General features: G+C 58.7%; 15 protein-coding genes, 1 tRNA gene and 2 pseudogenes. 2 read left to right on the top strand and 16 right to left on the bottom strand.

Annotated elements, in window-relative coordinates; translation table 11 throughout:
• From ruvB to HMPREF2724_RS10135, 5 genes are all read right to left on the bottom strand, one after another.
• Positions 1–946: Holliday junction branch migration DNA helicase RuvB (gene ruvB, locus HMPREF2724_RS10155; protein ID WP_070588483.1), on the bottom strand; the 946-nt coding region annotated here is incomplete at its 3' end.
• 66 nt (positions 947–1,012) lie between these two features.
• Positions 1,013–1,627: a Holliday junction branch migration protein RuvA gene (gene ruvA / locus HMPREF2724_RS10150; RefSeq protein WP_062038802.1), complete on the bottom strand. Its 615-nt coding sequence runs from the start codon at positions 1,625–1,627 to the stop codon at positions 1,013–1,015.
• Positions 1,628–1,728: 101 nt separating this feature from the next.
• Positions 1,729–2,310, bottom strand: a complete 582-nt coding sequence (gene ruvC, locus HMPREF2724_RS10145) for a crossover junction endodeoxyribonuclease RuvC (protein WP_061922809.1) — start codon at positions 2,308–2,310, stop codon at positions 1,729–1,731.
• 190 nt (positions 2,311–2,500) lie between these two features.
• On the bottom strand, positions 2,501–3,256 hold the full coding sequence (locus tag HMPREF2724_RS10140; protein WP_070588480.1) for a YebC/PmpR family DNA-binding transcriptional regulator: 756 nt from the start codon (positions 3,254–3,256) through the stop codon (positions 2,501–2,503).
• A 108-nt stretch (positions 3,257–3,364) separates the two neighbouring features.
• Positions 3,365–4,261, bottom strand: coding sequence for an acyl-CoA thioesterase (locus HMPREF2724_RS10135; RefSeq protein ID WP_070518779.1), 897 nt, complete (start codon positions 4,259–4,261; stop codon positions 3,365–3,367).
• Positions 4,262–4,372: 111 nt separating this feature from the next.
• Between HMPREF2724_RS10135 and HMPREF2724_RS10130 the strand changes: the two are divergent.
• Both HMPREF2724_RS10130 and HMPREF2724_RS10125 read left to right on the top strand, forming a co-directional pair.
• A pseudogene (locus tag HMPREF2724_RS10130) lies at positions 4,373–4,854 on the top strand (DUF3817 domain-containing protein).
• A 13-nt stretch (positions 4,855–4,867) separates the two neighbouring features.
• Positions 4,868–6,136, top strand: coding sequence for a DUF2029 domain-containing protein (locus HMPREF2724_RS10125; protein WP_070588478.1), 1,269 nt, complete (start codon positions 4,868–4,870; stop codon positions 6,134–6,136).
• Between the two features lie 6 nt (positions 6,137–6,142).
• Here the strand turns inward: HMPREF2724_RS10125 and HMPREF2724_RS10120 are convergent, their stop codons facing one another.
• The 11 genes and pseudogenes from HMPREF2724_RS10120 to HMPREF2724_RS10070 all read right to left on the bottom strand — a co-directional run bounded on the left by HMPREF2724_RS10120 (position 6,143) and on the right by HMPREF2724_RS10070 (position 15,929).
• Positions 6,143–6,607 carry a hypothetical protein gene (locus HMPREF2724_RS10120; RefSeq protein WP_070498587.1) on the bottom strand — a complete coding sequence of 155 codons (465 nt, stop codon included), beginning with the start codon at positions 6,605–6,607 and terminating at the stop codon, positions 6,143–6,145.
• Positions 6,608–6,660: 53 nt separating this feature from the next.
• Complete coding sequence (locus HMPREF2724_RS10115) at positions 6,661–7,788, bottom strand: glycosyltransferase family 4 protein (RefSeq protein WP_070588474.1); 1,128 nt, start codon at positions 7,786–7,788, stop codon at positions 6,661–6,663.
• A gap of 14 nt (positions 7,789–7,802) precedes the next feature.
• Positions 7,803–8,771 (bottom strand): phosphatidylinositol mannoside acyltransferase, encoded by a 969-nt coding sequence (locus HMPREF2724_RS10110; RefSeq protein WP_070588470.1) that lies wholly within the window; start codon positions 8,769–8,771, stop codon positions 7,803–7,805.
• Positions 8,772–8,783: 12 nt separating this feature from the next.
• A complete protein-coding gene (gene pgsA / locus HMPREF2724_RS10105; RefSeq protein ID WP_061922830.1) occupies positions 8,784–9,410 on the bottom strand; it encodes a phosphatidylinositol phosphate synthase in 627 nt (208 codons plus the stop codon).
• A pseudogene (locus tag HMPREF2724_RS10100) lies at positions 9,403–9,950 on the bottom strand (HIT domain-containing protein). Before HMPREF2724_RS10100 ends, pgsA begins: the two are co-directional and overlap by 8 nt.
• Positions 9,937–12,000 (bottom strand): threonine--tRNA ligase, encoded by a 2,064-nt coding sequence (thrS, locus tag HMPREF2724_RS10095; RefSeq protein ID WP_070588466.1) that lies wholly within the window; start codon positions 11,998–12,000, stop codon positions 9,937–9,939. Before thrS ends, HMPREF2724_RS10100 begins: the two are co-directional and overlap by 14 nt.
• Before the next feature lie 93 nt (positions 12,001–12,093).
• The gene (locus tag HMPREF2724_RS10090; protein WP_070456539.1) at positions 12,094–13,380 is read right to left on the bottom strand and encodes a Dyp-type peroxidase; all 1,287 of its coding nucleotides are present in this window, start codon (positions 13,378–13,380) and stop codon (positions 12,094–12,096) included.
• Positions 13,381–13,448: 68 nt separating this feature from the next.
• A complete protein-coding gene (locus HMPREF2724_RS10085) occupies positions 13,449–14,108 on the bottom strand; it encodes a copper chaperone PCu(A)C (protein WP_062040467.1) in 660 nt (219 codons plus the stop codon).
• 83 nt (positions 14,109–14,191) lie between these two features.
• On the bottom strand, positions 14,192–14,770 hold the full coding sequence (locus HMPREF2724_RS10080) for a copper resistance CopC family protein (RefSeq protein ID WP_070456535.1): 579 nt from the start codon (positions 14,768–14,770) through the stop codon (positions 14,192–14,194).
• Between the two features lie 296 nt (positions 14,771–15,066).
• Positions 15,067–15,744, bottom strand: a complete 678-nt coding sequence (locus HMPREF2724_RS10075; RefSeq protein ID WP_235591047.1) for a Type 1 glutamine amidotransferase-like domain-containing protein — start codon at positions 15,742–15,744, stop codon at positions 15,067–15,069.
• Positions 15,745–15,856: 112 nt separating this feature from the next.
• Positions 15,857–15,929 (bottom strand) — tRNA-Gly (locus HMPREF2724_RS10070).
• Positions 15,930–16,003 lie beyond the last annotated feature (74 nt).

Raw genomic sequence — 16,003 nt, 5'->3', positions numbered from 1 at the left:
CCGTGGAAGGCTCCTCACCCACCGCTACTGCGAGGGTGTTGACACCAACCGGGCCGCCGCCGTGGCCCTTGATGAGTGCTTCCAGCACCGCGCGGTCGAGGCGGTCCAGACCTTTTTCATCGACGTCGAAGACGGCCAGCGCGCCCTGCGCTGCGGCGAGGTCAATGTGGCCGTCACCGTTGACCTCGGCAAAGTCACGCACGCGGCGCAGCAGGCGATTCGCAATACGCGGCGTACCGCGCGAGCGAGAACCGATCTCTACGGCAGCATCTTCATCGATGGAAACGTCCAAAATCTTTGCTGCACGGGTGATTACTCGTGTCAGGTCAGCAGTGTCGTAGTACTCCATCTGCGCAGTGAAACCAAAGCGGTCACGCAGCGGGCCGGTCAGCATGCCGGCGCGGGTGGTAGCGCCCACCAAGGTAAAAGGCGGAATCTCCAACGGGATGGAAGTAGCACCAGGGCCCTTGCCCACGATGACATCGATGCGGAAATCCTCCATTGCCATGTACAGCATTTCTTCTGCCGGACGTGCGATGCGGTGGATCTCATCGATGAATAGGACGTCACCCTCCATCAGGTTAGACAGCATGGCAGCCAGGTCACCGGCACGCTCCAGCGCTGGGCCGGAGGTCATGCGCAATGACGTGCCGAGTTCCTGCGCAATGATCATCGCCATGGTGGTCTTACCCAGGCCAGGCGGGCCCGAGAGCAACACGTGGTCTGGAGTTACCCCACGGTTCTTAGCACCCTTCAACACCAGTGAGAGCTGTTCGCGCACTTTGGGCTGGCCGATGAATTCCTCAATGGACTTCGGACGCAAGGAACGCTCAATGTCGTGCTCGCCCACCTGCTCGCTCGCATCAACGTCGAGGTTGCGCTGCGGCGCGCTCGGGTCAGCTAGCCCCTCAGGGAGCTGAAACTCAGTGCGTTCTACATCGGACATGCATTCTCACTTAATTTAGATAGTCGGGCGGGGGTTAAGACTCAAAGCGAATATGAACTGCGAAAGTTACTTCTTGCGTCCCAATTGTGCCAGTGCACCGCGCAAGACGGTGGAAGTCTCGGCTGCCGGATCTGCCTCCACAATAGATTCCACGACGGGCCGCGCCGCCTTATCGCTAAAGCCCAGTCCAACGAGCGCTTCCACGACCTGCTCGACTACCGGTGCATGGGCCACAGCGGAAGTACCCGTTGTAACTTCGCCGGCTCCTGCTTGGGGGGCAAAGACGCTGACCTTGTCCTTCAGCTCTAGCGCTAGGCGTTCTGCCATGCGCTTGCCCACTCCAGGAATAGACTGCAGTGTCTTTGCGTCACCGCTAGAGATTGCCGCTGCCAACTGCCCCGCTCCCATCACGGACAGCGCCGCTACTGCCAGCTTTGGCCCCAAGCCGGAGACGGACTGCAGCACGTGAAACATCTCGCGGTCTTCATCGTTGCCGAAACCATACAAAGTCATGGAGTCTTCCTTGACCACCATGGAGGTAAGCACGGTAGCTTCCTCCCCGCGACGCAGGGTTCCGAGAGTTACTGGGGTGGCGAGAAACTTATACCCCACGCCCGCGCATTCGATGACAGCGTGGTCAAGGCCGATGGTCAACACGGTTCCGCGTAGCGAGGCAATCATGTGGGTGGGGCTCCTTTATTTGACGGGATGAAATCTAAAGCGATGAAACAGTAAGTAAAGCAGTGCGAGTCTGGATAGCGTCATGCTGGCCGGCACCCCGGCTACGTACCAGACGATGTCCGCGGCTTATTGGCCCGGCCCTTCACGCCGCTGGTCTTAGGCCAAGAGCCGGTGCTCTCCCCCACGCGGGCCAAAGCGGGTGCGCGCCAACAGTGGCATACGGCAAGCGCTAGGGCATCGGCGGCGTCGGCAGGCTTGGGTGCTTCACTCAAGCCAAGGATACGGGTAATCATTACCGTCATCTGCTTCTTATCGGCGCGGCCATTGCCGGAGATGGCTTTCTTTACCTCAGACGGGGTGTACATGTGCACTGGGATGTTGCGCTCAGCAGCAGCAAGCACCACTACCCCAACCACATGGGCGGTCTGCATGACGGTGGAGACCTCGCCGCGTTCGAAGACGCGCTCGATAGCGACCACATCGGGACGGTAATCATCCATCCACTCTTTAACTGCCACCGAAAGACGCAGCAGACGCTCGGTTAGCTCTTTATCGCTCGGCGTACGCGCCACGCCGACTGCCACGGGAATCACCGCGCGACCGCGCCCAGCCTGGACTACCGAAAGGCCACAGCGGGTAAGCCCTGGGTCAATGCCCATGACGCGCAAGCCTTCAAGGTTCACGGCAAGCCTTTCTGTGGGTAGTTGGATTTGGAATCCGAGCGAAGTTCAGGAAAAAGATCCTCCCACATCATACACACACATGTTCTAAAAATGGAGCGGGGTTAAAACGAGCAACCGCGCCTTTTCTCCTTATCGCCTACGCGAGGCGGAGAATAAGGCGCGGTGCGAAGTGGCAGAGCCTGGCTAAATGCTAGTCCTGCTCGAGCTCGGCCAGAACCTCTTCAGAAAGATCCATGTTGGTGTAGACGTTCTGCACGTCATCGGATTCTTCCAGCGCGTCGATGAGGCGGAAGATCTTACGAGCATCAGCGGCACCCAGCGGAACCTCAACGGATGCGCGGAAGTCGGTCTCATTGTCGTCGACCTCGATGCCAGCCTCAACCAGGGCTTCCTTAACTGCCGGGATATCGCCCGGCTGGCAGACAACCTCGAACTTCTCGCCCAGGTCGTTGACCTCTTCAGCGCCTGCTTCCAGAACTGCCATCAGGACGTCATCCTCGCTCAGCTCGCCCTTGTTGACCAAAACAATGCCGGTGCGGGAGAACATGTAGGCAACGGAACCGGACTCGCCGAGGTTGCCGCCGTTCTTGGACATTGCGGTGCGAACATCGGTGGCTGCACGGTTGCGGTTATCGGTAAGGCACTCGATGAGCATTGCCACACCGTTCGGGCCGTAGCCCTCGTACATGATGGTCTCCCAGTCGGCACCGCCGGCCTCTTCGCCGGAGCCGCGCTTACGGGCGCGCTCGATGTTATCGTTCGGCACGGAGGCCTTCTTGGCCTTCTTGATCATGTCATCGAGAGTCGGGTTAGCAGCCGGATCGCCACCACCGGTGCGGGCCGCGACCTCGATGTTCTTAATCAGCTTGGCAAATTCCTTGCCACGCTTGGCATCGTTAGCAGCCTTCTTGTGCTTGGTAGTAGCCCATTTGGAGTGTCCGGACATTTCATCCCTTTCATTGTGGCTCTATGAAACTGCCTGCAATTATACGGACGGGCGTAGAGCAGTTGAAAACAGCCCCCACCGTTTTCCGGCGTTTGAGTGAATATTTTTCTAGACGTTTTGCCAATTGCCGTTGTGCGAGCCTACCTGCATGCCCTCGCGCACCGTTCGGGTAAGCCCTTCCTGGACCACCACGGCAACCAAATCCCCGCCTTGGTTAAAGATCTTTCCGGTGGCCAGACCTGTCGCATTCTGCGCGGATGGTGATTCCTGCACATACAGCAACCACTCATTAACACGCACTGGACGCAGGAACCAGATCGAGTGATCCAGGCTGGCAAGCTGTACTTGCTCGCCTTGGTGTGGCAGCAGCGAAGCACGGATTAAGGTCATGTCAGACATATAGGCAAGTGCCGCACGGTGGGCATCCTGGCTGCTTTCTGACGCCGCAAATTCTTGCGAGGTATTGCGGAACCACACGTAGCGGAACCCAGCGCCTGTGGCTTCGGCAAGTTCAGGGTCACGGCTTTCCTGCGGGACCAAACGGATATCCCAGTCTTCCCACTCGCGCAGGATGATGCGTGTGGAATAAGGAGCACCACCACCGCCGGCGGCGGCAGCCTCCTCCGGGCCCATAACCTCCGGCATGGCGTCCTGGTGCTCAGGACCAAAGTCATCGGCGATGTGGAAACCCGCGTTGAGCATGAAAATCAGGCGATCGTCTTGGAAAATGCGCACCTGACGGGTAGCAAAGGAACGGCCGTCCCGCACGCGCTCTACCTCGGCACGCGCAGGCGCGGCGGCATCACCCGGGCCCACGAAGTAGCCATGCAAGGAATGCACGAGCTTTCCTTCAACGGTGTGCTGGGCTGCAGCGAGCGCCTGGGCCACCACCTGCCCGCCAAAGGTGCGCGCAATCTGGGACGGAACCATGGGCACGGAAAAGACATCACCCTGAGCCTTTTCGTGCAGCGGCGCTACATCAATAACCTCGCACACCTTAGCCATTACCTACGCGGGACTCCCCTCTTTGCTCAACGCGCAATCTTAACGTGCGCTCTTCACACGCAACCCTGCCAACTTTACCTGTGCGCCGGGCTAGCGCGTAGGATATGCCGCATGTCTTTTTTACGCCCTGCTCGCCTGCACCGCGTCGTTGCCTACCTGGAGATGTTCACGTGGGCATTTCTTATTTTTTCTATGGTTCTGAAGTACTCCGGTGTGACGGAGGCTCTAACTCCTATCGCTGGCGGTATCCACGGTTTGGTTTCCTCTGCTTCATCGTCGTGGGCGTCATGGTGTGGATCAATAACAAGTGGTCCTTTGGCCTGGGCATGTTGGGGCTTATCGTTTCGGTCATACCTTTTGCCGCGCTCCCGTTTGCGCTATGGGCGGACAAGCACGATAAGTTCCTGCCGCATTGGCGCTTTAGCGATTCTGAGCAGCCACACGGCCTTGCCGAGCAGCTTTTGGCCCAGGTAGTGCGCTTCCCAGTGCGCACTCTGAGCGTGTTCGTCGTAATCATTGCGCTGGTCTTTGGCGTTCTGCTGATGCTCGGCCCACCCGTCGATGTCGAATCCACTATCGAGTCGAACATCTAATAGCATTATTTAGGTGAAAATTTTTCGTTCCGTTCCAGCAGTGTGGACTGGCTGGATTTGTTTCCGGCTTATCCTCATCGGACTGCTGCAATGGGATAACGTCCCGCTAGGAGATATCTCCTATTACTTCTCCGGGCGTTTTGGGGCGAACTCCTCGGATATGACCGAGTACCCGCACCCTGGCACGTGGCCTTCGATTCTCGTCGGCTGGTTGAGCGGCCCGAATCAGACCAGCTTTACCGTTATTTTTACAGGACTGTGCCTGCTTGTCGACGCCGCTTTCCTCATGGTCTTGCTTCACGGCTGGCGCCGCAAGCCGCAGGCCTTCGTCGCCGCATGGTTTTGGGTCATCTTTGGAACCGCAGTGGGCCAGGTCTTTGTCTGGCGCCTCGATATTTTTCCGGCTCTGGCAGTTGCTGCCGCAGGAATGCTTCTTGGCCGCAACTCGCGGCTTGCAGCGGCGTTGCTTGGCCTTGCCACCACGATGAAGCTGTGGCCGGGCGTGCTCGCCGCAGGCCTGGTTGGCCGCTTCAATGCCCGTGCGACTTGGCAGCGCCTTAGCGCGTTCTTCGCTTCCATCGTGGGCATCTGCCTGCTCGTCATCACCTTCAATGACGTCGAGCGCCTCATTTCCCCGCTGCGCTACCAGGGAGTACGGGGACTACAGGTGGAATCGATACCTGCAACACTTCCGGTATTTGCCTCGCATCTTTTCCCGGACACTTGGTCCATCGGCTACGCTGCCTCCAAGAGTTTTGAAATCACCGGCCCTTGGGTTAGCGCGCTGTTAGTTCTTAGCAACGTTTTGACCTTGGCGATGCTGTTTTTCGCTATCGGCTTCGCACTCATGCGCTTCCGCAACGGCAACTGGGGTGCGCGCAGCACGCTGGCCTTTTTCATCACGATGATCTGCCTGCTTTTTATCAGCAACAAGGTCTTTTCCACCCAGTACATCATCTGGCTCGGCCCGATCTTGGCGATAGCGCTCAAGCATGCCTGGCCGCGTGCCTCATCGGTTGCACATCAACATATCGACGAAAAAGTAGGCAAAGTGCTGCGCAACCTCGCACTGTGCACGCTTGCTGCGGCGGCACTGGGCACACTGGTCTACCCGTTCAACTATGACGCGGTACTCTACGCGGGCCGCGACGGCCTCTTCCCTGCTTTCTTGCTGCTGGCGCGCAACGTGCTCATCCTCGTGATGACAGGCCTTGCTTTGTCTTGGCTGCGCTTGGAGCTCAAGCGCGAAAACACTAGCTCTACCAAGCAAACAGCTCAGTAGCAGGAACTACTCAGTGATCCGCAGCTGACTGAGCTCGAAGAACTCCGGCAGCGGTGCCGTGCCGCCCAGGCGGAACATGCGCACAAGGGGGCGTAGGCGTAGCGAGCGGGTATCGCTGACCGCTTCGTTGTAGAAGCGATGAGCAAGGTGGATGCGCCCCTCGGCGTCGGCAAGCAATGCGGGGCGCTCGGCAAAGCGCTCGTTGACCGCGATAGACAGCTCCCGCTCGTGGGCCGAACGCGTCTCAAAATGGCCCTGGGTAAGCTCGCTCGACTCCGCGCGGGAGGCAACCTCCTCCAGCTCTGGCGCTAGCGCTGCGACGACTGCGGCGCGGCGGTCAAGGGTGGCCTCCAGCTGCGCCAAAGCCGCATCCGTGCGGATGTGCAGGGAGTTCAACCGCTGCGCGGTGAAATAGGCCCACATCAAGATGAGCACGAGCGCGACGATCACGATAACCAGTTCTACTGCCATAGTCTTTTCCTGCTCTTAAATCTGCTGTGGGTAAAGGGCGGCAACGCCCGCTTCTACTTGGTGCGGACCTTAGTTCCGTCCTGCACAGTCTCATAAACCTTCATCACGGCAGCGGCCACATGGTCCCAATCGTAGGTGCGAGCACGCTCGGTACCGGCTTCAACTAAAGCATTGCGCTTATCTTTGTCTTGCAGGACAAGGTTGAGCACCCGCGCGAGGTCGCGGGCATCCTCGTTGCGGAACAACGCACCGGCTGGGGTTTCAGAATCGGCGTCGCAAACGGCGGCAAAGGCTTCAAGATCGGAAGCTACCACCGCGCAACCTGCAGCCATCGCCTCTACCAGGACGATGCCGAAGCTTTCGCCGCCGGTGTTAGGAGCGACATAGATATCAGCGCGGCCGAGGATCTCCGCCTTTTCCACATCGCTCACGCGGCCAACGAAATCCACTCCCTCAACCTCACGCGGGCGGCCGCCGCCCATGACGGTGACCTTGACGTCCGTGTCCACCATCGTGAGAGCCTCCAGCAAAATATCCAGGCCCTTGCGTGGCTCGTCGAGACGCCCCAAGAACACAATCTCGGGCACCTTCTGCCCGGATTGCCCTGGCTGCCCTTCTTGGTCTGGTTGCGCAGCGACGCGCTTGCGGGCAGCCGCATACACGGAGGTATCCACGCCATTCGGAATAAGTACTGGGTCGCCGCCGAGTTGTTCCACCTGCCAGCGGCGGGCCATCTCTGAGACGGCAATGCCGCCGCGCACCTTCTCCAGAATTGGTGTGAGGAAAGGCTTGGCCAGCTTCAACACGAGCGAGCTAGAAGCCGAGGCGTGATAGGTCGCCACGATGGGACCTTTGGCTTGTGCCAACGCAACCATGGAGTAGCTCGGCGAGTTCGGCTCATGGATGTGCAGCACGTCGAAGTTGCCGCGTTCGATAAACTTCTTGGCGTTGCGCTTTACCTGCGGGCCTACGGACAAGCGGGCCACGGAGCCGTTGTAGGTAATCGGAATGGCGCGCCCGCCTTTCATAACAAAGCTCGGCAGCTGTGTCTCCGGCGCTGCTGGGCCAAGGACCTCCACGTGATGGCCTTGCTCGATAAAGACGGTGGCCAAATCCAAGATGTGGGCCTGCACGCCGCCTGGCTCATCAAAGGAATACGGGCATACGATTCCGATACGCACTACTGCCTACTTCCTTACTTTTTACCGTCATCTTCGAGCTTTTCTTGGGACGTACGTTTGTCCTTGGCTGCGCGGCGTGCGGCGCGTTCGGCCGCGCGGCGTTTAACGTCTACATTCCACTGCGGCTGCAGCATATGCCAGTCCGCCGGGTGGGCCTTGATGTTCGCGGCGAAGCCATCGGCTAGGCGTTGGGTAGTCTCCTGCACATTGGTGACTTCCACCTGCGGGCTGACGGAAAGGCCCCAGCCTTCATCCTCGAACCAGGAGTGGACCACGTGCAATGCCGCCCCGGTTTCCATGGCCAGGCGGGCTGGGCCGGCAGCCATGTTGGCTTCCTCGCCCATGAAGTCGACCGTGACACCAGTACGAGTGAGGTCGCGCTCGGCCACCAGGCAGACCACGCCACCGGCTTCCAAGACTTCCTGGAGCCGGCCAAAAGGTGAGGTCTTCTCTCCGGTCAGGGCGATGACCTCAAAGCCTAGGGACTCGCGGAAGTCCACGAAGGCGTCGAAAAGCACCTCCGGCTTGAGCCTTTCTGCAACCGTGGTGAATTGGCCATAGTGGCCCACCAGAAACACCCCGGCCATGTCCCAGTTGCCAGTGTGCGGAAGCACCAAGATGACGCCTTTGCCGCGGGCCATGGACTCGTCGAAGTTCTCTAAGCCCTGCAAACCGGAAAGCAGCTTGGAGTGCAGATCCGGGTCCTGATGGATCAACGGCAGGCAGAATGCCTCCCGCCAGTAGCGCATATAGGAACGCATGGAATTGCGCACCAACTCGCGAGTGACGTTTTCTGGGCCCACCGCGCGCGCTAAGTTTCGGCGCAGTTGCTCCATGCCGCGGCCATCATCGCTGGCGCGGTCTGCGCCCCAGTCAAAAAGGCGCTTGGCCCACTTCTCCGGCAACAAACGCACCAACCGCCACCCAGCTAAGTAGCCGGCGGCAGACAGTCGCTCACGGTCTAATCCAGGAAGAAGGGCCATAGGCATTAATCCTTAAAGGTCTGGGGTGAAACGGGCCTTCGTGTCCTGGCGGGCAGCCTGGACCATGCGCTGAATGACGGTAAAGATGGAACCGAATACAAGGATCCACAGGGCGATCTCGATGGCGTCAGGAACGCCCAAGCCCTCCAAGCCAATACCGGCCAGGCCGATGATGAGGCGCTCTGGGCGCTCGATCAGGCCGCCGACCATCTTGAAGCCAGAAGCCTCGCCGCGGGCCTTGATATAGGAAATGACCTGCGAAGAAACCAGCACGATGAGGCAGGCCACCACGTGGATGGGGCGAGCGTTATCGACGTAGACCAGCCAGTACAAGATGGCAGAAAACAGGGCTCCGTCGGTGATGCGATCACAGGAGGCATCGAGAGTCGCGCCAAACTTGGACCCGCCCGTGGTCATGCGGGCCATCGTGCCGTCGAGCATGTCAAAGGCCGCAAAGAGACCAGAGAGCACCGCTGCCGCGAACAGGTGATCCAGAGGAATGCAGACGACTGCGATAGCAATGGTGACAAGAGTTCCGACGATGGTGACCACGTTGGGGGTCAGCCCCATCTTCAGAAACAGCTTTGCCACGGGTTCCACGACGACTGCCGCTGGCTTTCGCCCGTGAACGCTAAGCATGGGAATCCTCCTCATCGATCTCCCGCCAGCCTTGGGCCAAAAGGGCGCGAGTCTCTTGTAATAACTGAGGCAACACTTTAGTGCCCTCCAAGACAGTCATAAAGTTGCTGTCACCGGCCCACCGGGGAACCACATGCAAATGTAAGTGATCTCCCACAGAACCGCCAGACGCCTTGCCCAGGTTGAAGCCCACGTTGATTGCTTCCGGTTTGGACACGCGCTTTAAAACACGTACCGCCTTCTGGGCGAAGGCCATCAGCTCGTGGGATTCCTCTAGAGTCAAGTTCTCCAGCTGGGATTCCTTGCGATAAGGCACCACCATTAAATGTCCCGAGTTATAGGGAAAAGGTTCAGCAAAGCGTAGACATACTCGCCGCGGGCAATGATTAGCCCGTCCTCATCGCTGCCTTTGGGAGCCTCAACGAAGGGGTCCTTCGAACGCTTCGAGATATACGCCATCCGGTAGGGAGCCCACAGCCGCTCAAGGCGGTCTGGTTCCCCTGCCCCGGAATCGACGTATTGCTCGTTAGCGTCGTGCACTGATCAACTCTTCGTTCGGCTGCTCGTTGATGCGCTCAGCAACCCATGCAGCAATGAGCTCGATAGCCTCATCCACCGGCACGCCGTTGACCTGCGAACCGTCGAGGAAGCGGAAAGAGACGGCATTTGCGTCGACGTCGCGCTCGCCGGCGAGCAGCATGAAAGGCACCTTGCCGGTGGGGTGATTGCGGATCTTCTTCTGCATGCGGTCGTCAGAGGTATCCACGTCGGCACGGATGCCGCGCTTGCGCAGCTTCGCAGCGATCTCCTCCAAGTGCGGGGAGAACTCGTCTGCAACCGGGATGCCAACTACCTGGTGCGGAGCCAGCCATGCCGGGAATGCGCCGGCGTAGTGCTCCAGCAGCACGCCGAAGAAGCGCTCGATGGAGCCGAACAGCGCGCGGTGGATCATAATCGGGCGCTGCTTGGTGCCGTCGGACGCGGTGTACTCGAGCTCGAAGCGCTCCGGCAGGTTGAAGTCCAGCTGCACGGTAGACATCTGCCAGGTACGGCCGATGGCATCGCGCGCCTGCACGGAGATCTTCGGGCCGTAGAAAGCAGCACCTGCAGGATCTGGAACCAGGTCCAGACCGGACTTTTCAGCCACCGACTGCAGGATGGAAGTAGAACGCTCCCAGATCTCGTCGGTACCGACATACTTGTTGGGATCCTTGGTGGAAAGCTCCAGGTAGAAGTCATCCAGGCCGTAGTCCTTCAACAAGGAAATGATGAAGTCCAAAACCTTGGTCAGCTCTTCTTCCAGCTGCTCCGGGGTGCAGTAGATGTGGGAGTCATCCTGGGTAAAGCCGCGAGCACGGGTCAGGCCGTGGATAACGCCGGACTTCTCGTAGCGGTAGACAGTACCGAACTCGAACAGACGCAGCGGCAGCTCGCGGTAAGAACGGCCACGGGAACCGAAGATGAGGTTGTGCATCGGGCAGTTCATCGGCTTCGCGTAGTAATCCTGCGGCTGCTTGGTGCAGTTACCGTCCTCGTCATACTCGCCGTCCAAAGCCATGGCCGGGAACATGCCGTCCGCGTAGAAGTCCAGGTGGCCAGACTTCTTGAACAAGTCTCCCTTGGTCAGGTGCGGGGTGGAGACGAAGGAGTATCCATCCTCGATGTGACGGCGGCGGGAGTGCTCTTCCATCTCCATACGCACGATGGCGCCGTTCGGGTGGAAGACCGGGAAGCCGGAGCCAATCTCATCCGGGAAGGAGAAAAGGTCAAGCTCCTGGCCCAGACGGCGGTGGTCACGCTTTTCTGCCTCCGCAATCATGTGCTGGTAGGCCTCAAGCGCCTCCTTGGACTCGAAAGCGGTGCCGTAGATGCGCTGCAGACCAGCCTTGGACTGGTCACCGCGCCAATAAGCAGCCGAGGAACGGGTCAAGGTAAACGCCGGAATGTACTTGGTGGTTGGCAGGTGCGGACCACGGCAGAGATCGAACCACTCCACCTCGCCGGTGCGCGGGTTGATGTTGTCGTAGTGCGTCAGATCGCCTGCTCCAACCTCTGCTGCCTCATCGGAGTCTGGGTCAACGTTGCCCTTGTCCTGGATGAGCTCCAGCTTGAATGGCTCTTCAGTAAGTGCCGCCTCTGCTTCCTCGTTGGAGGAATACACGCGGCGTTCAAAGCGCTGACCAGTCTTGATGATCTTCTTCATGCGCTTTTCGATCTTCTTCAGATCCTCCGGCGTGAAAGGCTCGGCGGTCTGGAAGTCGAAGTAGAAGCCGTTTTCAATGGCCGGACCGATACCCAGCTTGGTACCCGGGAACTCAGCCTGAACTGCCTGTGCCATCACGTGTGCAGTGGAGTGACGGATGACAGCGCGGCCGTCCTCCTCGCTTGCTGCAACTGGGGTGAATTCGGCGTCGGCAGTCGGCGTATGCGAGAGATCGTAGAGAGCTCCATCGGCGCCGCGTACGACGACGACTGCCTCTGGGCCCTTGTTTGGAAGCTCGAGCTCCCGCATTGCTGCGCCTACGGCAGTGCCTGCTGGCACCTTAAAAGGCTCGTAGTTCACCGGTACAGCTGGAATCATTTCCGCCATTTAGACTTGCGCTCCTTATGCGCTCACGCTTCGATCGACATACCTGGCCGACCAAAGCTAATCGTAGAGTTACAGCGAAAGATTCTACCCCGCTTAACCCTCAAGAAGCGACTCGCCCCAGTAGGAGTTAGAGGTGGTACCGGCCGGTACAAAGTACATGGCTGAGCCGATGTGGGTAATCCACGTATTGAGCAAATCTTGCTCATCAAGGCGGGCTTGAATGGGCTCAAATTGCTTACTCGGATCCTTTTGATAACAGATGAAAATCTGCCCTGCATTAGACAGCTCACCTGGGTTTTCCGCGCTCGGTGGGAGGTTGTAGTTGAACGGCCGGCGCAGAATCTTCTGCTCCGGATGGTCCTTCGGCGGATGGGCGCGCGCCACGTGGGATGCCGGGTCAATTGCCTTCAATCCGAACTTATCGCGCGCGTTGAGGTCCACGGCATCGAATTCCTCGGTGCCGTGCATCGGCGCACCGGAGTCCAGCTTGCGGCCAGTGGAGTTTTCCCTGGAAGCGCGGTCAAGCTCTTCCCACGCGTCCAGATTCATGTGGATTCGGCGCACGACCATGGCGCTGCCGCCGGCGAATTTTCCTTTATCGATCCAGACCTGCTCCCGGAATTCCTCTGGAGTGTGCGGATTGACAGTGCCATCCTTTTGCCCGAAGAGATTGCGCGCGGTCTCCCCCTTCTTCGCGGCGCCGTTGGCATGACCAAAGCCCTGCTGTACCCACTTGGTGTCCACGTAGCTCGCACCCGCACGGGTCATGTGCCGCATCACGTGCGCCGCCGTTAGCGGATCATCGCTGCAAATCTGCAGCACCACATCGCTTTGGCCCCATTCCGGGCGCAACTTATCGCGCTTGTACGCGCGCACATCCCGGAGCCACTCCGGCTTGGCGACGCCCGTCCGGGCAAAGAAGCCTTCTCCCCAACCGCAGGTCACGGTAAGGCTAGCCGGGGTTTGCGCTAGCTCCGGCTCCAGGCTGCCCAAGGGGTTTTCTGCGGTGCACAGTCGGCGTGCGTCCTCAGTCCACAACCGCATCAGTGCCTTGGCGCCTCGCTTGGTGGTGGAATCTTTTAAGTCAAAGCCCACGAGCGCCACGTGTGCCTGCGGCGGGGTCTCGATTCCGGCCTGGTGCTCGCCATCGAATGCGACGATATTATCGCCCATGATCTCGGCTGCTTCATCCTGCGCTGGCTGCCCAGCAGCAGCTGCCGCACCAGACCCAGAGTCAGAATCGTCGCGAGAAGGTGAAGCGCAGCTGGCCACCGCCACCGCGCTGGCCGCGACGGCGCCGCCAACCAGCAGGCCGCGTCGGCTCAAAAACTCCGTGGTCTCACGCGCGGAGGAAGATGCAGATTTTAAGGACTCATCCATGTTCTTTTCCCTACTACTCATTCCAATGCTGGCGCGTGAGTAATCCACCCGCGCGTCGGCTTTAGCCTTTAGTGGTGCGAGTGCTCGCCGTGCTCCATCGAACCGTGGTCCATAGAGCCATGATCCATCGAACCGTGATCCATGCCCGACATGTCGCCGTGGTCCATAGAGCCATGATCCATGCCAGACATGTCGCCGTAGTTCTCATCGCCGGCGCCGATTTCGCGCACCGGCACCTCACCGGCCTCGACCTTGGAACCGTCCTCAAGCAAGAGGGTGACCTTGACCGTCTCGCCTGCCATGACTGGTTCCTTCACGCCCATCAGCATGAAGTGATCGCCGCCTGGCTTGAGTTCTGCGGTGCCACCGGCCGGAATCTTCAGGCCGCCTTTCTTTTCCTGCATTACACCGTCAACAACCTCGTGCACCTGGTTCTTCTCGGCGTTGATGGAGGAGCTAAAGCCAGTGACGGTGATGTCCTTGTCGGAATCGTTATGGATGGTGCCGAAGATGGCAGTCATCTCCGCATCCTCAGCCATGGCGCGAACCACGCCGTCCTCGATGGTGACATCGCCTGCCTGCTTATCGGAGGCGCTTGCGCTTGCCGGAGCCGCGCTGGTTGCAGCTTCCTTTTCGGCACCGGAATCCTGCTCGCTGTTGGAGCAGCCAGCCAGCCAGAGTGCGCTGACGGCAACGGCAGAAACAACGATATTACGCATCTTCATCATTAGATGTCTTTCTTGTCCAAGCTTTAAGGCGCGAAGGCACTCGTTTTATTTGTGCCTTGCCTGCGTCTTAAAAGGGGTGGGTGTTAAGAGTCCAGGTCATTTGCCCGGCGCATCTTTGCACCGGCCATGATGACCACGGCGACGATAGCCAGAACACCGACGATGCCCAGCGCCCACAGTGCGGCGGGCGGCAGGCCCTCGGAGTTGGTTTCATCTTGTTTAGCAGCAGCGTCATTCGCGTCATCGCCGTCTGCGGCATCGCCCGCTGCGCCGTCGGCAGAGCCGGCAACGCTAAACGGAACGGAACCACGGGTTGCATGCCCGTCCGAGGAGGTGATCTGGAAGCCCACCTGGTACTCGCCAGGTCCCGGCTTTACATCGTCCGGAACCTCGATGGTGAGCTCACGCTGTTTGATTTCGGGCTCGGCGTCGAAAAGCACCTCGCCCGTCTTAGTGTCGGTGACGGCGAAGGTGTTGAAGTCGTCCCTAGGTACTGCGGAAAACTCCAGAGTGATCTCCTCCGGAAACTCCTGCAGCGGAGAATCACTGACCACATTGCCGCCGATCACAGAGTCGTGTGCCAAGGCTGCAGGCGCGGACATGGCGAGCATGGACGCGGCAGCACCGAGCGCAAACAGACTGGTGGAGCGACGAAAGTGCATAGTTTTCTCCTCGAATTGCATGGCTTGCGAATGGGTAAATACATGCTATAACCGCACCCGAAACAATGGCCAATAACCTAAGCCTTGCTTAAAGCAAGTCAGGATACCAACCAACCGAACGAGCAGCGGTTGCCTAAGTAGTCGCTGCCCCATTCGACTTAGTTCCCTGTGCCATAGGAAATGTGTTAATGCACACTATTTTCGGTAAATGGTTAACGCCTCCATGCGGAAATTGACGCACCCGCCAATCGACGCCACGCCTGGTGGGTATGGCCGCCTGTACGAGATAGGACCTTTTAAATCAATTCAACGCAATCATCATTAATCAGCAGTGCCTGCCCATCACGCAAAAGCACCAGGTTCCAGTCTTTTCCGTACTTTTGAACCGTTTCACTAATAACCGAAATTGTGTATGGGCCAGTAGTTCCCTGTGCGTGAGGAACTACAACGTAGGGAGTAAGTGATAGAGCCGTACGATCATGCAATTCTGGAACAGCACCTGGATCATCCATAACGGAAATCGGTTCGACCGATGGCCCGGCAAGGACCGCACCCGCCGAGCTGCCAGCATATGGCAAACCGCCGCGAACCGCTTCAGAAAGCAGTTCGAAGGCACCAGACTTCTTTAACTCATACAGTACGCGGTAAGCATTACCGCTTGCGACGTAGACACAATCCGCCTTCTTTACTTGAGTCTCAAACTCTTCAAGCGTGGTATTCGCAACGGTCAGTGAAACAAAGTCGGATGCAATAGAAGCCACTTCTTCCCGCTCCTTCTGTGCAAACGACACTTCTTCCATCCCCACAGCAGCGTCATCGATGTACAAGATTTTGCCGTGTAAGAATTCGCGCAGCTGCGGATGAAGGTAGGACGCAAGAAACAGTTTCATGGTGCCAGTATGCATGAGCGCTCCAAGCGACGCAGCAATAAGCTCTGCAGGAGCTGCATTCTTCGCCGCTGAAATACAGCTCATCCGCATCAAGGTAATGCCAAAAGGGCTAAAGAGTCATAAGTGCTCTTGAAACTTTCAAAGTGCACGACAAAACGCTCCTGTCCGGAATCCCGAACAGGAGCGTTCTTATTTGAGCGGATGACGAGACTCGAACTCGCGACCCTCACCTTGGCAAGGTGATGCGCTACCAACTGCGCTACATCCGCATTCGGGATTCTTATCGAACCCCACTAGGTGCTTTAAGCACCTAGTGCGCGATACTGGGATTGAACCAGTGACC

This window comes from Corynebacterium sp. HMSC071F07, assembly GCF_001810285.1.
GTDB classification, from domain to species: domain Bacteria; phylum Actinomycetota; class Actinomycetes; order Mycobacteriales; family Mycobacteriaceae; genus Corynebacterium; species Corynebacterium simulans.
Note: the sequence above shows the minus strand (reverse complement) of the source record. Positions and strands in the feature narration are given on the sequence as shown.

Coding starts and splice junctions, on each gene's coding strand:
- HMPREF2724_RS10080 (WP_070456535.1), bottom strand. CDS start 14,770: ATGCACTTTCGTCGCTCCACCAGTCTGTTTGCGCTCGGTGCTGCCGCG.
- ruvA (WP_062038802.1), bottom strand. CDS start 1,627: ATGATTGCCTCGCTACGCGGAACCGTGTTGACCATCGGCCTTGACCAC.
- HMPREF2724_RS10090 (WP_070456539.1), bottom strand. CDS start 13,380: ATGGATGAGTCCTTAAAATCTGCATCTTCCTCCGCGCGTGAGACCACG.
- HMPREF2724_RS10110 (WP_070588470.1), bottom strand. CDS start 8,771: ATGGCCCTTCTTCCTGGATTAGACCGTGAGCGACTGTCTGCCGCCGGC.
- HMPREF2724_RS10120 (WP_070498587.1), bottom strand. CDS start 6,607: ATGGCAGTAGAACTGGTTATCGTGATCGTCGCGCTCGTGCTCATCTTG.
- HMPREF2724_RS10085 (WP_062040467.1), bottom strand. CDS start 14,108: ATGATGAAGATGCGTAATATCGTTGTTTCTGCCGTTGCCGTCAGCGCA.
- HMPREF2724_RS10140 (WP_070588480.1), bottom strand. CDS start 3,256: ATGTCCGGACACTCCAAATGGGCTACTACCAAGCACAAGAAGGCTGCT.
- HMPREF2724_RS10135 (WP_070518779.1), bottom strand. CDS start 4,261: ATGGCTAAGGTGTGCGAGGTTATTGATGTAGCGCCGCTGCACGAAAAG.
- pgsA (WP_061922830.1), bottom strand. CDS start 9,410: ATGCTTAGCGTTCACGGGCGAAAGCCAGCGGCAGTCGTCGTGGAACCC.
- HMPREF2724_RS10075 (WP_235591047.1), bottom strand. CDS start 15,744: ATGAGCTGTATTTCAGCGGCGAAGAATGCAGCTCCTGCAGAGCTTATT.
- thrS (WP_070588466.1), bottom strand. CDS start 12,000: ATGGCGGAAATGATTCCAGCTGTACCGGTGAACTACGAGCCTTTTAAG.